The following is an 18,317-nucleotide window of genomic DNA, read 5'->3' on the forward strand; positions in this document are numbered from 1 at the left end:
CTCGTGCAGCGGTACGTCGGTGAAGTGAACGGAGCTGTGATGCAGGACGTCTCCTCTCTGGTGGCCCAGGCCAGGGAAGGCCGGCCGCGGGCCGTGGCCCGGCTGATCTCCTTGGTGGAGGGGGCGTCCCCGCAGCTCAGGGAGGTCATGGCGGCGCTGGCGCCGCTGACCGGCAACGCCTATGTGGTGGGCCTGACCGGCTCGCCCGGTGTCGGCAAGTCGACCTCCACCTCCGCGCTCGTCACCGCGTACCGCAAGCAGGGCAGGCGGGTCGGCGTCCTGGCCGTGGACCCCTCCTCGCCGTTCTCCGGGGGCGCCCTGCTCGGCGACCGGGTCCGGATGTCGGACCACGCCTCCGACCCCGGTGTCTACATCCGCTCGATGGCGACCCGCGGCCACCTCGGCGGCCTCGCCTGGGCGGCCCCGCAGGCCATCCGGGTGCTGGACGCGGCGGGCTGCGACGTGATCCTGGTCGAGACGGTCGGCGTGGGCCAGTCGGAGGTGGAGATCGCCTCCCAGGCGGACACCTCCGTGGTGCTGCTGGCCCCCGGCATGGGCGACGGCATCCAGGCGGCGAAGGCCGGCATCCTGGAGATCGGTGACGTCTACGTCGTCAACAAGGCCGACCGGGACGGCGCCGACGCCACCGCCCGCGAGCTGAACCACATGCTGGGCCTGGGCGAGTCCCGCGGCCCCGGCGACTGGCGTCCGCCGATCGTCAAGACGGTCGCGGCCCGCGCGCAGGGCGTCGACGAGGTCGTGGAGGCCCTGGAGAAGCACCGGGCCTGGATGGAGGAGCGGGGCGTCCTCGACGAGCGCCGCAGGGCCCGCGCGGCCCGCGAGGTCGAGACCATCGCGGTCACCGCGCTGCGCGAACGCATCGGCGACCTGCACGGCGACCGCCGCCTGAGCGCCCTCGCCGAGCGGATCACCGCCGGCGAACTGGACCCCTACCGCGCGGCGGACGAGCTGGTCGCGGGCCTGACGCAGGGCTGAGGGCTCGCCGAGCCGGTGATCGCGCTGCTAGCGTGACGGGCATGTTCCTCCTCTGGGCGTAGAGCGCACCCGGGATCGCGGGGCCGAGCGACGGCCACCGCGCCCCTCGGTGTCCCTCTTCCGCCTCTCCCCAGGGGAGCTTCCGCGTGTCCACGCACCTTTGGCGGCCCTCGTACGCCGCCGTCCTGCGCGTCCCGCATGCGCGCCGCGCCTTCACCGCCGCCCTCACCGCCCGCCTGTCCTACGGCACGGTCGCCCTCGCGGTCCTGCTGTCCGTCTCCCGGGGCACCGGGTCCTGGGCGGTGTCCGGCACCGTGCTGTCCCTGTTCGGCGCCACGACGGTCTTCCTGATGCCGTTGCGGGCCTCGCTGATCGACCGGCACGGCCCGCGCCGGGCCCTGCTGCCCATGTCGGCGCTGTACGGCGCCCTGCTGAGCGTCCTGGCGGCCCTCACCTGGCGTCCCGGGGCCCCGGCGGCGCCGATCGCCGTGTCCGCCGCCCTGGCCGGGGCCTGCGCACCGCCGCTGGGCCCGGTCATGCGCGCCCTGTGGTCCGAACTGGTCGCGGACGGGGACCTGCTGCGGCGCGCCTACAGCCTCGACGGCGTCGCCGAGGAACTGCTGTACGTCTCCGGTCCGGCACTGGTCGGCGTGCTCGCGGGCTTCGCCCCGCCGGCCGCCGGCATCCTGCTGAGCGCGGTGCTGAACGTGGCGGGCACCTGTGCCTTCGTCAGCTCCCCGGTGCTGCCCGCCCCGCGCCCGGCGCGCCGCCGGGAGCGGCCGGCCGCGGTCCGGGGCCTGCTGCCCCCGGTGGCGGTCGCGCTGGGCGTCGGGCTGGCCCTCAGCTCCGTGGAACTGCTGGTCATGGCCTTCGCCACGGAACGCTCCTACGACCCCGCCCTCGTCCCCTGGGTGCTGGGCGCGCTCTCGGCGGGCAGCGCGCTGGGCGGTCTGGCCAACGGGGCCGTGCGGTGGCGTACGGCCGCCCGGGTGCGGCTCGGCCGGTTCGCGGCGGCCCTCGGGGTGGTCCTCGCCCTGGCCGGGCTGGTCTGCGACCTGTGGACGCTCACCGCCGTGATGGCGCTCGCCGGCGCGTTCATCGCCCCGGCGCTGACGACGGCGTACCTGCTGGCCGACGAGACGGCGGCGGAAGGGTCCCGGACCCGGGCCGGGGCGTGGGTGAACACCGGGGTGAACGCGGGAAGCTCGGCCGGGGCGCTGGCGGCGGGGCTGCTGATCGGCCGGCTCCCGTTGTCCGTGTGCTTCGCCCTGGCGGGCGCGACGGCCCTGGCCGCGGCGGCCGCGGCGGCCGTGCGGCCGCGGGGTGCGGGTGGCCGGCCGCACGGTTCCCCGCGTCCCCGGGAAGCCGCGGGCGAGCCGCCCGCGGCCTGAGCCCGGCGGGGCTCAAGGGCGCCCCCGCTGCCCCCTCAGGTGCTCGGCGATCGGCTTGAGCGCCTTGTCCAGCTCCATCAGCGCGTCCGGGGACAACAGGTCGATGAAATGCCGCCGCACCGATGCCACATGGTGCGGGGCGACCTTCTTCATCGTCTCCATGCCGTGCTCCGTGAGCACGGCGTACAGTCCCCGGCGGTCCGACTCGCAGTTCTCCCGGCGCACCAGGTTCGCGTTCTCCATCCGCGTGATCTGGTGCGAGAGCCGGCTCTTGGACTGCAGTGTGGCCGAGGCGAGGTCGCTCATCCGCATCCGCACGTCGTCCGACTCGGACAGGTTCACCAGGATCTCGTAGTCGTTCATTGTCAGGCCGAACGGCTGCAGATCCTTTTCGAGCTGGTACGTCAACAGCCTGTTGACCTCCAGGTGGGTGCGCCAGGCGCACTGCTCCGCATCGGTCAGCCAGCGCGTGGCCGTCTCGGTCTCCATGAATGAAGTCTACCTAAGAAGTTGAATGGCGAACTACTTCGGGTGGTGTGACAGTGCGCACGCGTTCGACGTCACACTCAGCAGACTACCGCTCACAGTCCGAAGCGACGCTGGAGGTCCCCCAGCTGTCCGGGAAGGCGCGGTACGCCCGACGATTGCGGACCGTGTCCGCCCGGTGCCGTTCCGCCACCTCCGGGGACCCCCGGCTCGGACGGAACGGCCCCCGTGGCCGGCTCGGCCATCAGGGCCTCCGTCGACTGCAGCAGGACCGTCCCGGCGCCCACGAACTCGAACTGGTGCTCCTCCCCGGAAACCCCGCCGAAGCCCGTAACCGCACGGAGTCCGCCCAGTACACCCGCCATGTATCCGTGGTCGTAGTGATGGCACGGGGACGGGCAGTCGGCCCACCCGACGAGCGCCTGGGGGTCGACCCGGATCGGGGGTTCCATGAACACCACCGGCCCGTTAGAGGCGGCCACAAACTTCCCGGTTCCGATAAGGGTCAGAAAACCCGGCACGATCGATTGCTTCAGCGCGAGACTTGGCTGAAAAGCGAGCAGATTGCCCGCGCGAATGGTCAAGTTCCCGTCGTCCAGGTCGTAGGAGTTGACGTCGAAGGCCCGGTCGGCCAGCAGCATCTTGCCGGAGCCCTGCGCCACGACCCAGTCGCTCGCGTGCAGTGGCGAATGGAACGAGGTGCGGACGAGCCGGTCGAGCCGGCCGTGCCCGATGCCGTTGAACTCGATCGCCCCGTAGTAGGCGATCATCTTCCCCTTCTGCAGGAACCACTGCCCGCTCTTGAGCTCGACGCAGAAGGTGTAGCTGTTCACGTTGTCGTCGGCCGGCAGGGTGACCGGGTCGTACACGACCGGTCCGGCGCCCGGTGCTCCGTAGGTGCTCACAGCTTCTCCTCCGACGCCTGGACGTAGACCGTGCCGTTGCCGCTCAGCTCCAGCTGGAAGGCCTCGCCGGAGCCGCGGCCGATCATGTCGCGCCAGCCGAGGGCGGTGGAGAGCTTGTTGCGGACCTCGCCGTGGTGGGCGACGTAGGCCTGGGGGTCGACGTGGACCGGGCGCTGCGGGGTGACCGGGATCCCGAAGACGCCGCCGTGCGCCATCACGGCCACCGAGCCGTGGCCCTGGAGCGTCGTGGTGAACAGGCCCTGCCCGGTGACCTGGCCCCGGACCATGCCCATGACCCCGCCCTGTGAGCCCAGGAACATCGTGCCCTGGCGCAGCGTGCCCTCGAAGGCGAGCAGTCGGTCGGCCTCGACGTAGAGCGTGTCGCCGGAGAGGGCGATCACATGGACGTGGTGGCCGCCGTGCCCGAAGAAGACCGTGCCGCTGCCCTCCACGGTCATCAGCGGGGTCGCCTCGCCGGCCACCCGGCGCCCGATCATGGACATCAGGCCGCCCTGCCCGCCCTGGACGTTGGGTGTGAAGGACACGTCCCCCTTGTAGGCGAGCATCGCCCCGCGCTGGCTGAACAGCCGCCGCCCCGGCGCCACGGTCGCCTCGACCATCTTGGAGTTGATCTCTCGGAAGGTCATCTCACAGGTCCCCCGCGATCGTGTTCCGCTCGCTCGGCTGCACGTACACCAGGCCGTCGCCCTCGAAGCGGATCTGGAACGCCTCGCCGCCGCCCTCCCCGAGGAGCGTGCGGAACGTCACACCGGACTGGAAGGACTGCCGGAGGTCGCCCTGATGGGCCACATAGGCGCCCGGATCGACGATCAGCGGGTACTGCGGGGTGACCCGGAGCACGACCGCCGGCCCGTCGGAGATGATCGCCGCCTGGCCGTGGCCCTCCACGGTCGTCGTGAACAGGCCGTTGCCCTGCGAGGCCCCGCGCAGCCCCGTGAAGGTCGTGCCCGTCCGCAGCCCCGCGTCCGTCGCCAGCAGGTTGCCCGCCTCCACGCAGAGCTTGTCACCCCGGAGGCCGACCAGGTTGATCTCGGCCGCCCGGTCCGCGAACCAGCAGGTCCCGTGCCCTCTCACCTCCATCACCGTCATCTGCTCGCCGGTGAGCCGCCGGGTGACCATCCCGCGCAGCCCCTCGCCGCCACCGCTCAGCTTCTTGAAGGCCATCTGCCCGTCGTACGCGACCATCGAGCCGTTCTTCGCCTTGACGGCGTCCCCGGTCATGTCGACGGCGAGCACCTTGCTGCCCTGGAGTCGGAACATCGCCACGCTGCGAAAGTAGCGGCCCGGTGGGTGGACGGAACAGGGCCCATGGGTGGAGACCCACCCTGAGCGGACCCTTACGGGCGCGGTTTGCCACAATGGGGGAACGCTTGTGCGTGCGTTCACAAACGATTACTCCCACCGAAGGTGACCCGTGGACATCAAGACCGCCACCTCCCTCCGCCGTCTCCGCCTGGTCTCGGCCCCGGAGGCCGTGTCCTTCCTGATCCTGTTGCTCTGCTCGGTGCTGAAGCGGACCACGGACTTCAACGCGGTCCCCGTGATGGGCGCGATCCACGGCGTCCTGTTCGTCCTGTACGTGATCTTCTGGGCGGACGCCTGGAACCGCACCAAGTGGCCGCTGGGTACGGCGGCCCTCTACTTCGTCCTCTCGGTGCTGCCCACCGGCGGCTTCTTCGCCGAGCGCAAGCTGCGCCGCGAGGCCGAGGACGCCGTCATCGCCGCCCGGGCCCGCCAGGAAGGAGTCGTGAACGCATGATCGTCGCCTTCTCCGTGACGCCCCTCGGCGTCGGCGAGGACGTGGGGGAGTACGTCGCCGACGCCGTGCGCGTGGTCCGCGAGTCGGGCCTGCCGAACCGCACCGACGCCATGTTCACCTCGATCGAGGGGGAGTGGGACGAGGTCATGGACGTCGTCCGGCGGGCCGTCGCCGCCGTGGAGGCGCGCGCCCCGCGCGTGTCGCTCGTCCTCAAGGCGGACATCCGGCCCGGGGTGACGGACGGACTCACCTCCAAGGTGGAGACCGTCGAGCGGCACATCGCGCAGTAGCCGGCCCGCCCCGGCAGCCGAACCCCGGTCCTGTGGGCCGGGGTTTTTCCGTCCCCAAGGTTTGAGCGATCGCTCAAAAGAACGGTATCTTCCCTCCCAGAGGACTTGAGCAGTCGCTCAAACACCGTGCTCACGTGGGGGAACACATGGGTCTCTACATAGAGACGCACATCCGCGCCGACCTCGACGAGCTGTGGGCCCGCACCCAGGACCCGGCCCGGCATCAGCGCTGGGACCTGCGCTTCACCGAGATCCACCACCTCCCGCGCGCGGAGGGCGAACCGCAGCGCTTCCGTTACGCCACCCGGGTGCTGCCGTTCCTCACGGTCTCCGGCACCGGCGTCGCCGCCGGCGAGAAGGAACGCCCCGACGGCACCCGCACCTCCGCCCTGCGCTTCGCCTCCCCGCACCCCCTCTCCCTGATCGCCGAGGGCAGCGGCTACTGGCGCTACGTCCCCGACGCCCACGGCGTCCGCTTCCTCACCGGCTACGACTACCGCCCCCGCTGGGGAGCCCCCGGTGCCCTCGCCGACCGTCTGCTGTTCCGGCCGCTCATGGGCTGGGCGACCGCCTGGTCCTTCGACCGGCTCCGGCTCTGGCTGGAGCGGGGCATCACCCCCGAGCGGGCCCTGGCCAACTGGCTCGCCGAACTGACCGCCCGCGCGCTCCTGCTCGCCCTGTGCCTGACCGCGCTGGACCGGGGCTCGCTCCCCGGCCCGGCCCCCCTCGCGGACTCGATGGCCTACCTGTGCCCGCTGCTGCTCGTGCTCGGCATCTCCCTCGCCCTGTTCAAGGCACCCCTGGCCACGACCCCGGCCGCCCGCCGCTGCCTGCGCGCCCCCGCCACCCGGGCCCGCGCGCCCCGGCTGCTGAAGACCCTGGAGGAGCACGGATGACCTCGATCTTCGAGAGCGCGATGGGCCCGGACTTCCACCGGCTCCACCCGGCCCTGCGGCGCCGCTTCTCGGTGGGCCTGGCCGGCGGCGAGGCGTGCACCGGCCGGGGCGTGATGGACCGGATCTGGCACGGACCGGCGTTCGTCCGGCCGTTCCTCGCCCTCGGCGCCACCCGGAACATCCTGGTGCCGCGGGCCGGCCGGAACGTCCCCTTCGTGATCGAGAACGTGCCCTACGCCGACACCTTCGGCCGTGAGACGGTGAGCTTCGTGCGCACCTTCGACCTTCCCGGCCGCGCCCGCCGCTTCGACGCGCAGATGGTGCTCGACCCCCGGGGCGACCGCGTCCTCGACTACCTCGGCACCCACCAGCACCTCGCCAGCGAACTGCACCTGCGCGCCGAGCCCGACGGCTCCCTGCTGATCCGCTCCGGCGAACACCGCTTCCGGGAGGGGCCGGTGGACGTCCGGGTCCCCGAACTCGTCGGCGCCACGGCCGAGGTACGGGAGTCGTACGACGACACGGCCGGCCGCTTCCGCATCCGCGTGCGCGTGGTCAACCGCTGGTTCGGGCCCCTCTTCGGCTACGAGGGCTCCTTCACCGCCTCCTACAGCGACGTCCGCGCGCGGGGTGTGCGGCCCGGACTGCGGCCGGTGCGGGAGGAGGCGCGCGCATGAGCCCCGAGACGGCGAAGTCGCAGGAGACCAAGACGAAGCTGCTGGAGGGCGCCCTGCGGACGCTCACCGAACAGGGCATCGCAAGGACGTCGGCCCGTACGGTGGCGGCGGCGGCCGGTGTCAACCAGGCGCTCGTCTTCTACCACTTCGGATCGGTGGACGAACTGCTCGCCGCGGCCTGCCGGTACGGCGCGGAGAAGGCCGTGGGCCGGTACCGGGAGCGGCTCGCCGCGGTGGGCTCGCTGTCGGAGCTCCTCGCCGTCGGGCGGGAGATCCACGAGCACGAGCGGGCCGGGGGCCATGTGGCGCTGCTCGGCCAGCTGCTGGCGGGGGCCCCGGCCCACCCGGCCGTCGGCCCGGCCACGGCCGCCGGCCTCCAGCTGTGGATCACCGAGATCGAGCAGGTGCTGCGGCGGGTGCTGGCGGCGACACCGCTCGGGGAGTTCGCCGACCCGGTGGGACTGGCGCGGGCCGTCGCGGCGGCGTTCGTGGGCATCGAGCTGTACGAGGGGGTGGACGAGGCCGGGGCGGGCGCGGCGCTGGACGCCCTGGAGCAGCTGGGGGCGCTGGTCGGCGCGGTGGAGTCCCTGGGGCCGGTGGCCCAGCGGGCCGTGCGCCACCATCTGCGGCGGCGGGGGCGGGGCCCCCGGCCCGACGGCCCCGGCTCGGGCCCCTGACGTCAGCGCCATCCCCAGGGGTGTCCCTTCGTGCAGCACCCGGTGGCCGTAGCGGCGGGCGGTCAGGAGGCCCGCGTCCGGCAGGGTCGTCAGGTGGGCCGACCCCGAGGACGGGGCCAGGCCCAGGCGGTGGGCGAGGGTGCTGGTGGTTGCCGGGGCTGCCGCCCGCGTTTCCGGGCGTGCCCGAGGCCCTCGCCGCGCCGTACGCCGGCGCCCTCGGCAGCGGTCCCGCCGGTCTCGGCCTGTGCGCGCCCTGCCCGTCGGCACGGTGGCCGGAGCTGTTCGCCGGGTCCCGGCTGCCGCCCGCGGCCCGCGCACGCGTGGGGCTCCCGCTGCTGCGCCTGTGCCTGCTGCCGTACCTCGGCTACGCCCTGCGTCCCGGGCTCGCCGTTCCCTCTGCTGCTCCTGCTGCTGTCCGGGGCCGCGTCGGCGTGCACCACCGGGCCTGGACCGGTGGTTCGTGCGAGCCGTGCCGGAGGAGCTGCGCGGGCGGGCCCTGACCGTGCTGAGCGCCGGACCGCTGACCGTGCAGGGTGTCGGCATGGCGCTGGCGGGGCCGGCCGCCCTGGTGGCAGGGGTGCGGGCGGCCGGGGTGCTCGGTGTGCTGAGCTGCGGCGCGCTCGCCCTGGGCGCCCGTGCGCGAACGGCGGGCGACCGAAACGCGAGACGGAGCTGACCGGCATATGACCGGCCGGTAGGGTCTGAAGACGTGCCGAAGCCTCTCAGTCTTCCGTTCGACCCCATCGCCCGCGCCGACGAGCTCTGGAAGCAGCGCTGGGGGAACGTGCCGTCCATGTCCGCGATCACCTCGATCATGCGGGCCCAGCAGATCCTGCTCGCCGAGGTGGACGCGGTGGTCAAGCCGTACGGGCTGACGTTCGCCCGCTACGAGGCACTGGTGCTGCTCACCTTCTCCAAGGCCGGCGAGCTGCCGATGTCCAAGATCGGCGAGCGGCTGATGGTGCATCCCACGTCGGTGACGAACACCGTGGACCGGCTGGTCAGGTCCGGGCTGGTCGCCAAGCGGCCCAATCCCAACGACGGCCGCGGCACCCTCGCCGTCATCACCGACAAGGGCCGCGAGGTGGTCGACGCGGCCACCCGCGACCTGATGGCGATGGACTTCGGGCTCGGGGTCTACGACGCGGAGGAGTGCCGGGAGATCTTCGCGATGCTCCGTCCGCTGCGGATCGCGGCACACGACTTCGACGAGCAGTGACCCGGGGCAAGATCTCCCGGAACGGGTGGTTACGCTCGACTCCATGAAAAAAAGCGTGCTGACCCGCTACCGCGTCATGGCCTACACCACCGGCGTGCTGCTGGTGCTGCTCTGCCTGAGCATGATCGCGAAGTACGGGCTCGACGTCGACGGGGCCGCCGACTTCACCCGGGTCGTCGCCATCGCGCACGGCTGGCTGTACGTCGTCTACCTGGTCTTCGCCTTCGACCTGGGCTCCAAGGCGAAGATGCCGGTCGGGCGCCAGCTCTGGGTGCTGCTCGCGGGGACCATCCCCACCGCCGCCTTCTTCGTGGAGCGGAAGATCAGCCGCGAGCTGGAGGGCCGGGTCGCCGACGGGTCCCCGGCCGTCGCCAAGGTCTAGCGGGTACCGCCGTACGGACGCCGTGCGGCGGTCTGCCATCGACATTTACTAGGACGTCCTAGTAAATTCGAGGGTATGGACGCTCACGCCATCGAGGAAGGCCGCCGACGCTGGCAGGCCCGCTACGACGCCGCGCGCAAGCGCGACGCGGACTTCACCACGCTCTCCGGCGATCCCGTGGAGCCGGTGTACGGGCCCCGGCCGGGTGACACGTACGAGGGATTCGAGCGGATCGGCTGGCCCGGGGAGTACCCCTACACGCGCGGGCTCCATCCGACCGGCTACCGCGGACGGACCTGGACGATCCGCCAGTTCGCCGGCTTCGGCAACGCCGAGCAGACCAACGAGCGGTACAAGATGATCCTCGCCGCCGGCGGCGGGGGCCTGTCGGTCGCCTTCGACATGCCGACGCTCATGGGCCGCGACTCCGACGACCCGCGCTCGCTCGGCGAGGTCGGGCACTGCGGGGTCGCCATCGACTCGGCCGCCGACATGGAGGTGCTGTTCAAGGACATCCCGCTGGGGGACGTGACGACGTCCATGACCATCAGCGGGCCGGCCGTGCCGGTCTTCTGCATGTACCTGGTCGCCGCCGAACGGCAGGGTGTGGACCCGGCGGTGCTCAACGGCACCCTCCAGACCGACATCTTCAAGGAGTACATCGCCCAGAAGGAGTGGCTCTTCCAGCCGGAGCCCCATCTGCGGCTCATCGGCGACCTGATGGAGCACTGCGCGGCGGGCATCCCCGCGTACAAGCCGCTGTCCGTGTCCGGGTACCACATCCGGGAGGCGGGGGCCACGGCCGCGCAGGAGCTGGCGTACACGCTCGCGGACGGGTTCGGGTACGTCGAGCTGGGGCTCAGCCGCGGTCTCGACGTCGACGTCTTCGCCCCCGGCCTGTCCTTCTTCTTCGACGCGCACGTCGACTTCTTCGAGGAGATCGCCAAGTTCCGCGCGGCCCGGCGCATCTGGGCCCGGTGGATGCGGGACGTGTACGGCGCGAAGAGCGACAAGGCGCAGTGGCTGCGGTTCCACACCCAGACCGCGGGTGTCTCGCTGACCGCCCAGCAGCCGTACAACAACGTGGTGCGCACGGCCGTGGAGGCGCTGGCCGCCGTGCTCGGCGGGACCAACTCGCTGCACACCAACGCGCTGGACGAGACCCTCGCGCTGCCCAGCGAGCAGGCCGCGGAGATCGCGCTGCGGACCCAGCAGGTGCTGATGGAGGAGACCGGGGTCGCCAACGTGGCCGATCCGCTCGGCGGTTCCTGGTACGTCGAGCAGCTGACGGACCGGATCGAGGCGGACGCGGAGAAGATCTTCGAGCAGATCAAGGAGCGCGGGCTGCGGGCTCACCCGGACGGGCGACACCCGATCGGGCCCATCACGTCCGGGATCCTGCGCGGCATCGAGGACGGCTGGTTCACCGGGGAGATCGCCGAGTCCGCGTTCCGGTACCAGCAGGCGCTGGAGAAGGGCGAGAAGAGGGTCGTCGGCGTCAACGTCCACACCGGCTCCGTCACCGGGGACCTGGAGATCCTGCGGGTCAGCCACGAGGTGGAGCGCGAGCAGGTGCGGGTCCTCGCCGAGCGCAAGGCCGCGCGGGACGAGGCGGCGGTGCGCGAGGCGCTGGACGGGATGCTGGCCGCGGCGCGGTCCGGGGCCAACATGATCGAGCCGATGCTCCGGGCCGTGCGGGCCGAGGCGACGCTGGGCGAGATCTGCGGGGTGCTGCGGGACGAGTGGGGCGTGTACACCGAGCCCCCCGGCTTCTAGCCGCCCTCGGCCGGCGGGGAGGCGAGGCCCAGCAGGAGCAGCCGGGTGAAGGTGCGCACCCAGTGTTCGTCCGCCGGTTTGCCGCTCACCAGGGTGCGGTGCACCACCGCGCCCGCGACCACGTCGAAGATGAGGTCCACGATGCGGGCGGACTCGCCCGGGTCCGGTTCCGGCGGGAGTTCGCCCCGCCGCTGGGCCCGGGCGCGGCCCTCCAGGACCAGGCGCAGCTGGCGGTCCACGATGGAGGCGCGGATGCGTTCGCGCAGGGCGTCGTCGCGGGTGGCCTCGGCGACCACCGCCATCAGGCCACTCTTGGCCTCCGGCCGGGCCAGGATCGCGGCGAACTGGAGCACGACGCCCTCGATGTCGGCGGCGAGGCTGCCCCGGTCGGGCAGCTCCAGCTCGTCGAAGAGTTCCGCCACGGCGTCCACGACCAGTTCGTTCTTGCCCGCCCAGCGGCGGTAGAGCGTGGTCTTCGCAACCCCGGCCCGCGTGGCGACGTCTCCCAGGGTGAGCTTGGACCAGCCGAGTTCGACCAGAGCCTCCCGGGTCGCGGCCAGGATCGCGGTGTCCGCGGCGGCGCTGCGCGGGCGTCCGGTACGGCTGGCGGGGGTGCGGCTCTGCATGCCACGACCATAACCGGCGGGATCTGTGCGGTCGTGAGGGAGATCACCGGGGTGTGGTGTCGCGGGGTGCCCTCATGGCATTACGCTACGAGTCGTAGCGAAAGCTCGTGAGGGACGTACGCGGGCGACGACCGAGGCGTGGGGTGGGGACCCGGCGCCGCACATCGCTTTTTTTTCGCTCAGGCGCGGGATCGGGGGAGGATAGACGCATGCAGCCACGGAACATGTCCATGAGCGGTGTCGTCGACCTCGCCGCGGTGAAGGCGGCCCAAGAGGCCAAGGCCAAGGCCGAGCAGGCGCGCGCCGAAGCCGCCCGGCGGGGCGGGACGGGAGCCGTCTCCCCGGCCGATCTCGTCATCGACGTCGATGAGGCAGGGTTCGAACGGGACATCCTGCAACGCTCCGCCGAAGTGCCCGTCGTCATCGACTTCTGGGCCGAGTGGTGCGAGCCCTGCAAGCAGCTGAGCCCGGTCCTGGAGCGGCTGGCCGTCGAGTACGACGGGCGCTTCCTGCTCGCCCGGATCGACGTCGACGCCAACCAGATGCTGATGCAGCAGTTCGGGATCCAGGGCATCCCGGCCGTCTTCGCCGTGGTGGCCGGACAGGCGCTGCCGCTGTTCCAGGGGGCGGCCGGCGAGCAGCAGATCCGGCAGACCCTGGACCAGCTGGTGCAGGTCGCCGAGGAGCGCTTCGGTCTGACCGGCCTGACCGTCGACCCGGAGGCCGAGCCGGGCGGTGCCGTCGGGGCCGAGGCGCCCGAGGGGCCGTACGAAGCCGCCCTGAACGCCGCCGCCCGGGCGCTGGACGCGGGCGACCTGGGCGGGGCGGTCCAGGCGTACAAGAACGTGCTGGCCGAGGACCCGGGCCACCCGGAGGCCAAGCTGGGCCTGGCGCAGGCCGAGTTGCTCCAGCGGGTGCAGGGCGCGGACCCGCAGAAGGTGCGCCAGGAGGCCGCCGAGAAGCCGAAGGACATCCAGGCGCAGATCGCCGCCGCCGACCTGGACCTGGTGGGCGGTCATGTCGAGGACGCCTTCGGACGGCTGATCGAGACCGTGCAGCGCACGGCGGGCGACGACCGGGACGCGGTACGGCGCCGGCTGCTGGAGCTGTTCGAGGTCGTGGGCCAGGACGACCCGCGCGTGGTGGGTGCGCGCCGTGCCCTCGCGCGCGCCCTGTTCTGACCTGTCGCTAAACGCCCCGGCATGTGGTGCCGGGGTGAAAGGTTCGCCGACGAGGTGTCACGGCGACCGCGCTTTACCAAATCTTGGTAATCGCGGGCGCTGTTACTGCGAGTAAATCGAAGCCGTTGATCTGTCTGGATTCGTCCAGCGATCAACGGCTTTGCTCTGCCCAACGGCACCACCGAGCGTGGCGCTCCGAGACCGGCCGGTCGTCCTCCGGTTATCCGGCCGTTACTAGCCAGTAACGAACCCCCTTGTGTCCGGGCCGAGAATGCACCACGATCGGCGACGCTCGGTCCATTCCCGTACCCCGGCACCCGGTCGGGTCACGGGAGACTCTGGGTCCCCACCGAGCAGAGCCGGCGGCAGTGGCGCCGGGTCTAGGGCAGGGGGGTCTTCACCGGCCGGTGAAGCCTGTCCAGCAAGGTTGTGCGTGATGTGTGTCAGGCGCGACCAGTGGTTGTCGCTCGGGGGTGATCGCCGGTGATTCGGGCGCGGTACGCGCCGCCGAGCGCGGGCGCTCTCCTTTCCGAGGACGTAGCACTTCTCCCATCCCTGCCCGACTGAGCCGCCGATCGGCGAGTCCGGGCCAGGAGATGTACGTCCGAGAAGGAGGAAATATGGAGTCCCAGGTGCGTGGCGGGACCAGATGGAAGCGGTTCGCTGTGGTCATGGTGCCCAGCGTGGCCGCCACGGCGTGTATAGGTGTCGCCCTCGCGCAGGGTGCTCTCGCCGCCTCGTTCAGCGTGTCCGGCCAGTCGTTCAAGGTGTCCGCCGACCAGCTCGTCGGCACCGGCTTCGAGCAGTACGGCGCCATCGACAGCGGCTACACGATGGACGGCAAGAAGACGGCGCACCCGGTGGCCGTCTCGGCGTTCAAGCACGCCGAGATCACCAACCTGTGCCAGTCCGTGGTCACGCCCGACGTGCCGATCTTCGGCAACGTCAGCCTGATCCTGCGGGCCGGCGGCGCGGGCCACGACAAGGTCCAGGCCGACAACATCTACATCGACGTTGCCGACCTCAACGCCGACGCGGTCTTCGACAACATCGACATCGGTGTGGCCGCCAAGGACGCCTCCAAGGGTCCGGGCATGAAGGGCGGCGGCGAGCAGGCCAACCCCTTCGGCTTCGCCCAGCAGGCCGACAAGGCCACGCTGTCCGACGTGAAGCAGACGGCGTGGGCGACCACGGCCGGCACCTTCAAGCTGAGCGGCCTGAAGATGTCGGTGTCGACGGGTGTCAAGGAGTGCTACTAGGCACTCGCTGACGGGCGGGGGAGCCGGTGGCGCCCCCGCCCGTCCACTCTCCGGCCGCGTTCCCACACGCGGCACACATCACCACCACAGCAACGCCGCACCAGGGAGCTGTTTCATGAGCGCCGAGACTCCTGCCGCCGCACCCGGCCAGTTCACCCGCCGGAGGCTGCAGTTCCGCGCCTGGCGGGGCACGCGTCCGTTCTGGGCCGGTCTGTTCGTCATGCTCGGCGGCTTTCCGATCATGTACTTCCCGTACGCCCACCTCCAGCTCGGCCATCTGACGCTGGCGATGGCGACCACCGCGGGAGCCGGCTCCCTGATCATCGGTGTGCTGCTCATCGTGCTGGGGATCAGCCTCTGGTTCCAGAAGCACGTACGGACCTTCGCGGGCGTCGCCGCGATCCTGCTCGGACTGGTGTCCATCCCCGTGTCCAACTTCGGCGGCTTCGTCGTGGGCTTCCTGCTCGCCCTGGTCGGCGGAGCGATGGCCGTGGCCTGGGCGCCGGGCGCGCCCCCGCAGCAGCAGCCGCCGGCCGAGGCCGCCCCGGACGAGGGCGGCGCTCCCGACACGGCTCCGCTGCCGCACCAGGGCACGGACCCGACGGCCGCCGCGGGCCCCGCCGGGCCCTACAAGGCGCCGTGGGAGAACGACCTGTCAGGAACGAGCCCGGCCAACGGGGCGAACGGGAGGCACAGTGCCGGCTGACGAGGTGACCCGCGGGACCGATGTGGACGGGTCCCGCGCGAGAACCGGGCCCCGCCACGCGGCCCCCAGGAAGCCCCTGTTCACCAGGTTCCACATGCCGGCCGGCAAGGCCATAGCCTCCGTGGCGATGCCCACGGCGGTACTCATGGGCATGGGCTTCACCTCCACGCTCGCCCTCGCCGACAACAACGGCAGCCCGTCCCCGTCGACCTCGGCGAAGAGCCTGACGGCCGACGAGTACAAGGACTGCGTCAAGGCGCTGGACGACGACAAGAAGCCCTCGGCCTCGCCGTCGCCGTCCGCGTCGGAGAGCAGCACGGCGCCGTCGCCGTCGAAGACCTCGGGCAGCGGCAAGACGCAGGAGTCGGGCAAGACCTCCACCCCGGAGCCGGGTTCCGGCGGTGACACGGCCGAGCCCACGCCCACCGAGACGTCCGGGTCCGGGTCGGGCCCCGGTTCCGGCGGGTCGGACTCCGGTTCGTCCGGCTCGGGTTCGTCCGGCTCGGGTTCGTCCGGCTCGGGTTCGTCCGGCTCGGGTTCGTCCGGGTCCGGTTCGTCCGGCTCGGACACGTCCGGCTCGGGTTCCGCCTCCGGCGGCGACACGGGCACGTCGACGACCCCGCAGACCCAGGGCGGCGGCGGGAACGTCCTGGACACCATCGGCGACACGATCGGTGACATCCTCACCGGCGGCGGCAAGGACTCCGGCACGGCGTCGCAGACCCCGGCCCCGGCCCCGTCCGCGTCGCAGTCCGCGGACACCTCGTCCACGGGCACCTCGTCCACGGGCACCTCGCCCACGGACACCTCCTCGACGGGCACCTCGTCGGGCGGTGGCAAGGACTCCAAGGCCTCCGACCCCGTGCAGGACACGGCGAAGAAGTCTGGCGACACGGTCGGGAAGACGGTGAAGGACACCACCGGCACCGTCTCCAAGGCCGGCGAGGACACCGCCGGGACGGCCGGGGACGCGACCGCGACCGCGACGGCCACGCCGAGCCCGTCCGCGAGCGAGTCGGCCTCCGCCGACGACTGCCCCGTGGCCACGGACGACCAGGGCGGCGTCGACAACAAGGTGCCGGTCGCGGACGACCCCTGGCACCTGAACGCCAGCTCCCTGCTTCTGAAGGGCGCGGACTACCAGGGCATCGTGAAGGTGAGGACGGCGAACGGCACCACCAAGAAGGTGCTGAAGTACGTCATCTCCGGCGGCACCGACATCGGCGACCTGCACCAGACGGTGCAGGACAAGCAGGCGGGCAAGACCTACCACGTCCAGGCGGCCAAGGGCTCGACGTCCACCATCACCGGCGGCGACACGGTGATGTACACCGAGAGCATCTCGGGCAACCTGTTCGGGCTGATACCCGTGACCTTCAGCCCCGACAGCCCGCCCCCGCTGAACATCCCGCTGATCTACTTCACCAACGTCAAGGTGGTGCAGGCGGCCCAGTTCGGCGGCAACCTGCACGTGCCCGGCATGCACGTGTACACGACCGACTGAGCGGTCGCACAAGCCGGTTCGGGAGCCGCACGCGCCGAGGGCGCCCCCTGGGACAGGGGGCGCCCTCGGCGCCGTTCGAGACCCGAGCGGGGCGGGTCAGTTGCTCTTGCCGCCCAGCTGGTGGACGCGGAGCATGTTGGTGGTGCCGGGGACCCCGGGGGGCGAGCCGGCGGTGATGATGACGGTGTCGCCCGCGTCGAAGCGGCCCAGCTTGGCGATCTCCTGGTCCACCAGGTCGACCATCTCGTCGGTGGTGTTCACGAACGGCACGACGTGCGACTCCACGCCCCAGCTGAGGGTCAGCTGGTTGCGGGTGCCCTCGTCCGTGGTGAAGGCGATGATCGGCTGGGTCGCCCGGTAGCGGGACAGGCGGCGCGCGGTGTCGCCGGACTGGGTGAAGGCGATCAGGCCCCGGCCGCCGAGGAAGTCGGCGATCTCGCAGGCCGCACGGGCCACCGAACCGCCCTGGGTGCGCGGCTTCTTGCCGGGCACCAGCGGCTGCAGGCCCTTGGAGATCAGCTCCTGCTCGGCCGCGGTGACGATCTTCGACATGGTCTTGACCGTCTCGACCGGGTAGGCGCCCACGCTGGACTCGGCGGAGAGCATGACCGCGTCGGCGCCGTCCAGGATGGCGTTGGCGACGTCGGAGGCCTCGGCGCGGGTCGGGCGGGAGTTGGTGATCATCGACTCCATCATCTGGGTCGCGACGATCACCGGCTTGGCGTTGCGCCGGCACAGCTCGATCAGGCGCTTCTGCACCATGGGGACCTTTTCGAGCGGGTACTCGACGGCGAGGTCGCCACGGGCGACCATCACGGCGTCGAACGCCGCGACGACGTCCTCCATGTTCTCCACCGCCTGCGGCTTCTCCACCTTGGCGATGACGGGGACGCGGCGGCCCTCCTCGTCCATGACGCGGTGCACGCCGTGGACGTCCTTGGCGTCCCGGACGAAGGACAGCGCGACCATGTCGCAGCCCATGCGGAGGGCGAAGCGCAGGTCCTCGACGTCCTTCTCGCTCAGCGCGGGCACGTTGACGGCCGCGCCGGGCAGGTTGATGCCCTTGTGGTCGGAGACGACCCCGCCCTCGATCACGATCGTCCGCACCCGGGGGCCCTCGACGTCCAGGACCTTCAGCTCGACGTTGCCGTCGTTGATCAGGATCTGGTCGCCGCGCGAGACGTCGCCCGGCAGCCCCTTGTACGTGGTACCGCAGATGTGCTTGTCACCCGGCACGTCCTCGGTCGTGATGACGAACTCGTCACCGCGCTCCAGCTCGACCGGACCCTCGGCGAAGGTCTCCAGACGGATCTTCGGGCCCTGCAGGTCGGCGAGGACGCCGATGGGACGGCCGGTCTCCTTGGAGGCGGCCCGGACGCGGTCGTACCGCGCCTGGTGCTCGGCGTGGGTGCCGTGGCTGAAGTTGAACCGGGCAACGTTCATGCCCGCCTCGATCATGGCGACGAGCATCTCGTGGGAGTCGACCGCGGGGCCGAGAGTACAGACGATTTTCGAACGGCGCATGGAGCGATCCTATCGGTTTGTTTCGCTACGGAATATTCCGTC

The 18,317-nt window shown here is 71.6% G+C and carries 22 protein-coding genes and 1 pseudogene; 16 read left to right on the plus strand and 7 right to left on the minus strand.

Features of this window, described 5'->3' with window-relative positions:
* The first annotated feature begins 39 nt into the window (after positions 1–39).
* Both meaB and IG05_RS0104485 read left to right on the plus strand, forming a co-directional pair.
* Complete coding sequence (gene meaB / locus IG05_RS0104480) at positions 40–996, plus strand: methylmalonyl Co-A mutase-associated GTPase MeaB (RefSeq protein ID WP_030339329.1); 957 nt, start codon at positions 40–42, stop codon at positions 994–996.
* A 146-nt stretch (positions 997–1,142) separates the two neighbouring features.
* Positions 1,143–2,387 carry an MFS transporter gene (locus IG05_RS0104485; protein ID WP_037812926.1) on the plus strand — a complete coding sequence of 415 codons (1,245 nt, stop codon included), beginning with the start codon at positions 1,143–1,145 and terminating at the stop codon, positions 2,385–2,387.
* Between the two features lie 12 nt (positions 2,388–2,399).
* Here the strand turns inward: IG05_RS0104485 and IG05_RS0104490 are convergent, their stop codons facing one another.
* The 4 genes from IG05_RS0104490 to IG05_RS0104505 form a co-directional block, all read right to left on the minus strand.
* Positions 2,400–2,876: a MarR family winged helix-turn-helix transcriptional regulator gene (locus IG05_RS0104490; RefSeq protein ID WP_030339333.1), complete on the minus strand. Its 477-nt coding sequence runs from the start codon at positions 2,874–2,876 to the stop codon at positions 2,400–2,402.
* 92 nt (positions 2,877–2,968) lie between these two features.
* Positions 2,969–3,778, minus strand: a complete 810-nt coding sequence (locus tag IG05_RS0104495) for an AIM24 family protein (protein WP_030339335.1) — start codon at positions 3,776–3,778, stop codon at positions 2,969–2,971.
* On the minus strand, positions 3,775–4,425 hold the full coding sequence (locus IG05_RS0104500) for an AIM24 family protein (RefSeq protein WP_030339336.1): 651 nt from the start codon (positions 4,423–4,425) through the stop codon (positions 3,775–3,777). Before IG05_RS0104500 ends, IG05_RS0104495 begins: the two co-directional genes overlap by 4 nt.
* 1 nt (position 4,426) lies before the next feature.
* Positions 4,427–5,059: an AIM24 family protein gene (locus IG05_RS0104505; RefSeq protein WP_030339338.1), complete on the minus strand. Its 633-nt coding sequence runs from the start codon at positions 5,057–5,059 to the stop codon at positions 4,427–4,429.
* A 154-nt stretch (positions 5,060–5,213) separates the two neighbouring features.
* Here IG05_RS0104505 and IG05_RS0104510 point away from each other — a divergent pair, with 154 nt between their 5' ends.
* From IG05_RS0104510 to IG05_RS0104530, 5 genes are all read left to right on the plus strand, one after another.
* On the plus strand, positions 5,214–5,558 hold the full coding sequence (locus IG05_RS0104510) for a DUF3817 domain-containing protein (RefSeq protein WP_030339339.1): 345 nt from the start codon (positions 5,214–5,216) through the stop codon (positions 5,556–5,558).
* Positions 5,555–5,848, plus strand: coding sequence for an MTH1187 family thiamine-binding protein (locus tag IG05_RS0104515; RefSeq protein WP_030339341.1), 294 nt, complete (start codon positions 5,555–5,557; stop codon positions 5,846–5,848). Before IG05_RS0104510 ends, IG05_RS0104515 begins: the two co-directional genes overlap by 4 nt.
* 146 nt (positions 5,849–5,994) lie before the next feature.
* Positions 5,995–6,744: a hypothetical protein gene (locus IG05_RS0104520; RefSeq protein WP_030339343.1), complete on the plus strand. Its 750-nt coding sequence runs from the start codon at positions 5,995–5,997 to the stop codon at positions 6,742–6,744.
* Positions 6,741–7,421, plus strand: coding sequence for a DUF4166 domain-containing protein (locus IG05_RS0104525; protein WP_030339345.1), 681 nt, complete (start codon positions 6,741–6,743; stop codon positions 7,419–7,421). The genes IG05_RS0104520 and IG05_RS0104525 overlap by 4 nt, the downstream gene beginning before the upstream one ends.
* On the plus strand, positions 7,418–8,098 hold the full coding sequence (locus IG05_RS0104530) for a TetR/AcrR family transcriptional regulator (RefSeq protein WP_030339347.1): 681 nt from the start codon (positions 7,418–7,420) through the stop codon (positions 8,096–8,098). Before IG05_RS0104525 ends, IG05_RS0104530 begins: the two co-directional genes overlap by 4 nt.
* Here IG05_RS0104530 and IG05_RS49015 read toward each other — a convergent pair.
* Positions 8,093–8,254: pseudogene (locus IG05_RS49015) on the minus strand (transcriptional regulator); the annotation flags it as partial. The gene IG05_RS0104530 and the pseudogene IG05_RS49015 overlap by 6 nt on opposite strands.
* A 23-nt stretch (positions 8,255–8,277) precedes the next feature.
* Here IG05_RS49015 and IG05_RS50215 point away from each other — a divergent pair.
* The 5 genes from IG05_RS50215 to IG05_RS0104550 all read left to right on the plus strand — a co-directional run bounded on the left by IG05_RS50215 (position 8,278) and on the right by IG05_RS0104550 (position 11,475).
* Positions 8,278–8,598 (plus strand): hypothetical protein, encoded by a 321-nt coding sequence (locus IG05_RS50215; protein WP_158838776.1) that lies wholly within the window; start codon positions 8,278–8,280, stop codon positions 8,596–8,598.
* A complete protein-coding gene (locus IG05_RS50220; RefSeq protein ID WP_158838778.1) occupies positions 8,559–8,774 on the plus strand; it encodes a hypothetical protein in 216 nt (71 codons plus the stop codon). Before IG05_RS50215 ends, IG05_RS50220 begins: the two co-directional genes overlap by 40 nt.
* Positions 8,775–8,807: 33 nt before the next feature.
* A complete protein-coding gene (locus IG05_RS0104540; protein WP_030339349.1) occupies positions 8,808–9,317 on the plus strand; it encodes a MarR family winged helix-turn-helix transcriptional regulator in 510 nt (169 codons plus the stop codon).
* Positions 9,318–9,360: 43 nt separating this feature from the next.
* Entirely contained in the window at positions 9,361–9,699 is a 339-nt protein-coding gene (locus IG05_RS0104545; protein WP_030339351.1) for a DUF3817 domain-containing protein, read from the plus strand.
* Positions 9,700–9,774: 75 nt separating this feature from the next.
* Positions 9,775–11,475 (plus strand): acyl-CoA mutase large subunit family protein, encoded by a 1,701-nt coding sequence (locus IG05_RS0104550; protein ID WP_030339353.1) that lies wholly within the window; start codon positions 9,775–9,777, stop codon positions 11,473–11,475.
* Here IG05_RS0104550 and IG05_RS0104555 read toward each other — a convergent pair.
* Complete coding sequence (locus tag IG05_RS0104555) at positions 11,472–12,101, minus strand: TetR/AcrR family transcriptional regulator (RefSeq protein WP_030339354.1); 630 nt, start codon at positions 12,099–12,101, stop codon at positions 11,472–11,474. The genes IG05_RS0104550 and IG05_RS0104555 overlap by 4 nt on opposite strands.
* Positions 12,102–12,310: 209 nt before the next feature.
* On the opposite strand from IG05_RS0104555, the gene IG05_RS0104560 reads away from it, so the two are divergent.
* From IG05_RS0104560 to IG05_RS0104575, 4 genes are all read left to right on the plus strand, one after another.
* On the plus strand, positions 12,311–13,282 hold the full coding sequence (locus tag IG05_RS0104560) for a tetratricopeptide repeat protein (RefSeq protein WP_037812930.1): 972 nt from the start codon (positions 12,311–12,313) through the stop codon (positions 13,280–13,282).
* A 620-nt stretch (positions 13,283–13,902) separates the two neighbouring features.
* Entirely contained in the window at positions 13,903–14,541 is a 639-nt protein-coding gene (locus IG05_RS0104565; RefSeq protein WP_030339358.1) for a DUF6230 family protein, read from the plus strand.
* A 115-nt stretch (positions 14,542–14,656) separates the two neighbouring features.
* Complete coding sequence (locus tag IG05_RS0104570) at positions 14,657–15,247, plus strand: DUF6114 domain-containing protein (RefSeq protein ID WP_030339360.1); 591 nt, start codon at positions 14,657–14,659, stop codon at positions 15,245–15,247.
* 94 nt (positions 15,248–15,341) lie between these two features.
* The gene (locus tag IG05_RS0104575; protein WP_030339362.1) at positions 15,342–16,751 is read left to right on the plus strand and encodes a hypothetical protein; all 1,410 of its coding nucleotides are present in this window, start codon (positions 15,342–15,344) and stop codon (positions 16,749–16,751) included.
* Between the two features lie 96 nt (positions 16,752–16,847).
* On the opposite strand, the gene pyk is transcribed toward IG05_RS0104575, so the two are convergent.
* On the minus strand, positions 16,848–18,275 hold the full coding sequence (gene pyk / locus IG05_RS0104580; protein WP_030339364.1) for a pyruvate kinase: 1,428 nt from the start codon (positions 18,273–18,275) through the stop codon (positions 16,848–16,850).
* Between the last annotated feature and the right edge of the window lie 42 nt (positions 18,276–18,317).

Origin of the sequence: Streptomyces sp. NRRL S-1022 (genome assembly GCF_000720135.1) — a bacterium.
GTDB lineage: Bacteria > Actinomycetota > Actinomycetes > Streptomycetales > Streptomycetaceae > Streptomyces.

What these genes read in the sequence shown, in the direction of transcription:
- meaB (WP_030339329.1), top strand. Translation starts at nt 40, where the DNA reads ATGCAGGACGTCTCCTCTCTGGTGGCCCAGGCCAGGGAAGGCCGGCCG.
- IG05_RS0104490 (WP_030339333.1), bottom strand. Translation starts at nt 2,876, where the DNA reads ATGGAGACCGAGACGGCCACGCGCTGGCTGACCGATGCGGAGCAGTGC.
- IG05_RS0104500 (WP_030339336.1), bottom strand. Translation starts at nt 4,425, where the DNA reads ATGACCTTCCGAGAGATCAACTCCAAGATGGTCGAGGCGACCGTGGCG.
- IG05_RS0104505 (WP_030339338.1), bottom strand. Translation starts at nt 5,059, where the DNA reads ATGTTCCGACTCCAGGGCAGCAAGGTGCTCGCCGTCGACATGACCGGG.
- IG05_RS0104515 (WP_030339341.1), top strand. Translation starts at nt 5,555, where the DNA reads ATGATCGTCGCCTTCTCCGTGACGCCCCTCGGCGTCGGCGAGGACGTG.
- IG05_RS0104520 (WP_030339343.1), top strand. Translation starts at nt 5,995, where the DNA reads ATGGGTCTCTACATAGAGACGCACATCCGCGCCGACCTCGACGAGCTG.
- IG05_RS0104525 (WP_030339345.1), top strand. Translation starts at nt 6,741, where the DNA reads ATGACCTCGATCTTCGAGAGCGCGATGGGCCCGGACTTCCACCGGCTC.
- IG05_RS0104530 (WP_030339347.1), top strand. Translation starts at nt 7,418, where the DNA reads ATGAGCCCCGAGACGGCGAAGTCGCAGGAGACCAAGACGAAGCTGCTG.
- IG05_RS0104545 (WP_030339351.1), top strand. Translation starts at nt 9,361, where the DNA reads ATGAAAAAAAGCGTGCTGACCCGCTACCGCGTCATGGCCTACACCACC.
- IG05_RS0104550 (WP_030339353.1), top strand. Translation starts at nt 9,775, where the DNA reads ATGGACGCTCACGCCATCGAGGAAGGCCGCCGACGCTGGCAGGCCCGC.
- IG05_RS0104555 (WP_030339354.1), bottom strand. Translation starts at nt 12,101, where the DNA reads ATGCAGAGCCGCACCCCCGCCAGCCGTACCGGACGCCCGCGCAGCGCC.
- IG05_RS0104560 (WP_037812930.1), top strand. Translation starts at nt 12,311, where the DNA reads ATGCAGCCACGGAACATGTCCATGAGCGGTGTCGTCGACCTCGCCGCG.
- IG05_RS0104565 (WP_030339358.1), top strand. Translation starts at nt 13,903, where the DNA reads ATGGAGTCCCAGGTGCGTGGCGGGACCAGATGGAAGCGGTTCGCTGTG.
- IG05_RS0104570 (WP_030339360.1), top strand. Translation starts at nt 14,657, where the DNA reads ATGAGCGCCGAGACTCCTGCCGCCGCACCCGGCCAGTTCACCCGCCGG.
- IG05_RS0104575 (WP_030339362.1), top strand. Translation starts at nt 15,342, where the DNA reads ATGCCGGCCGGCAAGGCCATAGCCTCCGTGGCGATGCCCACGGCGGTA.
- pyk (WP_030339364.1), bottom strand. Translation starts at nt 18,275, where the DNA reads ATGCGCCGTTCGAAAATCGTCTGTACTCTCGGCCCCGCGGTCGACTCC.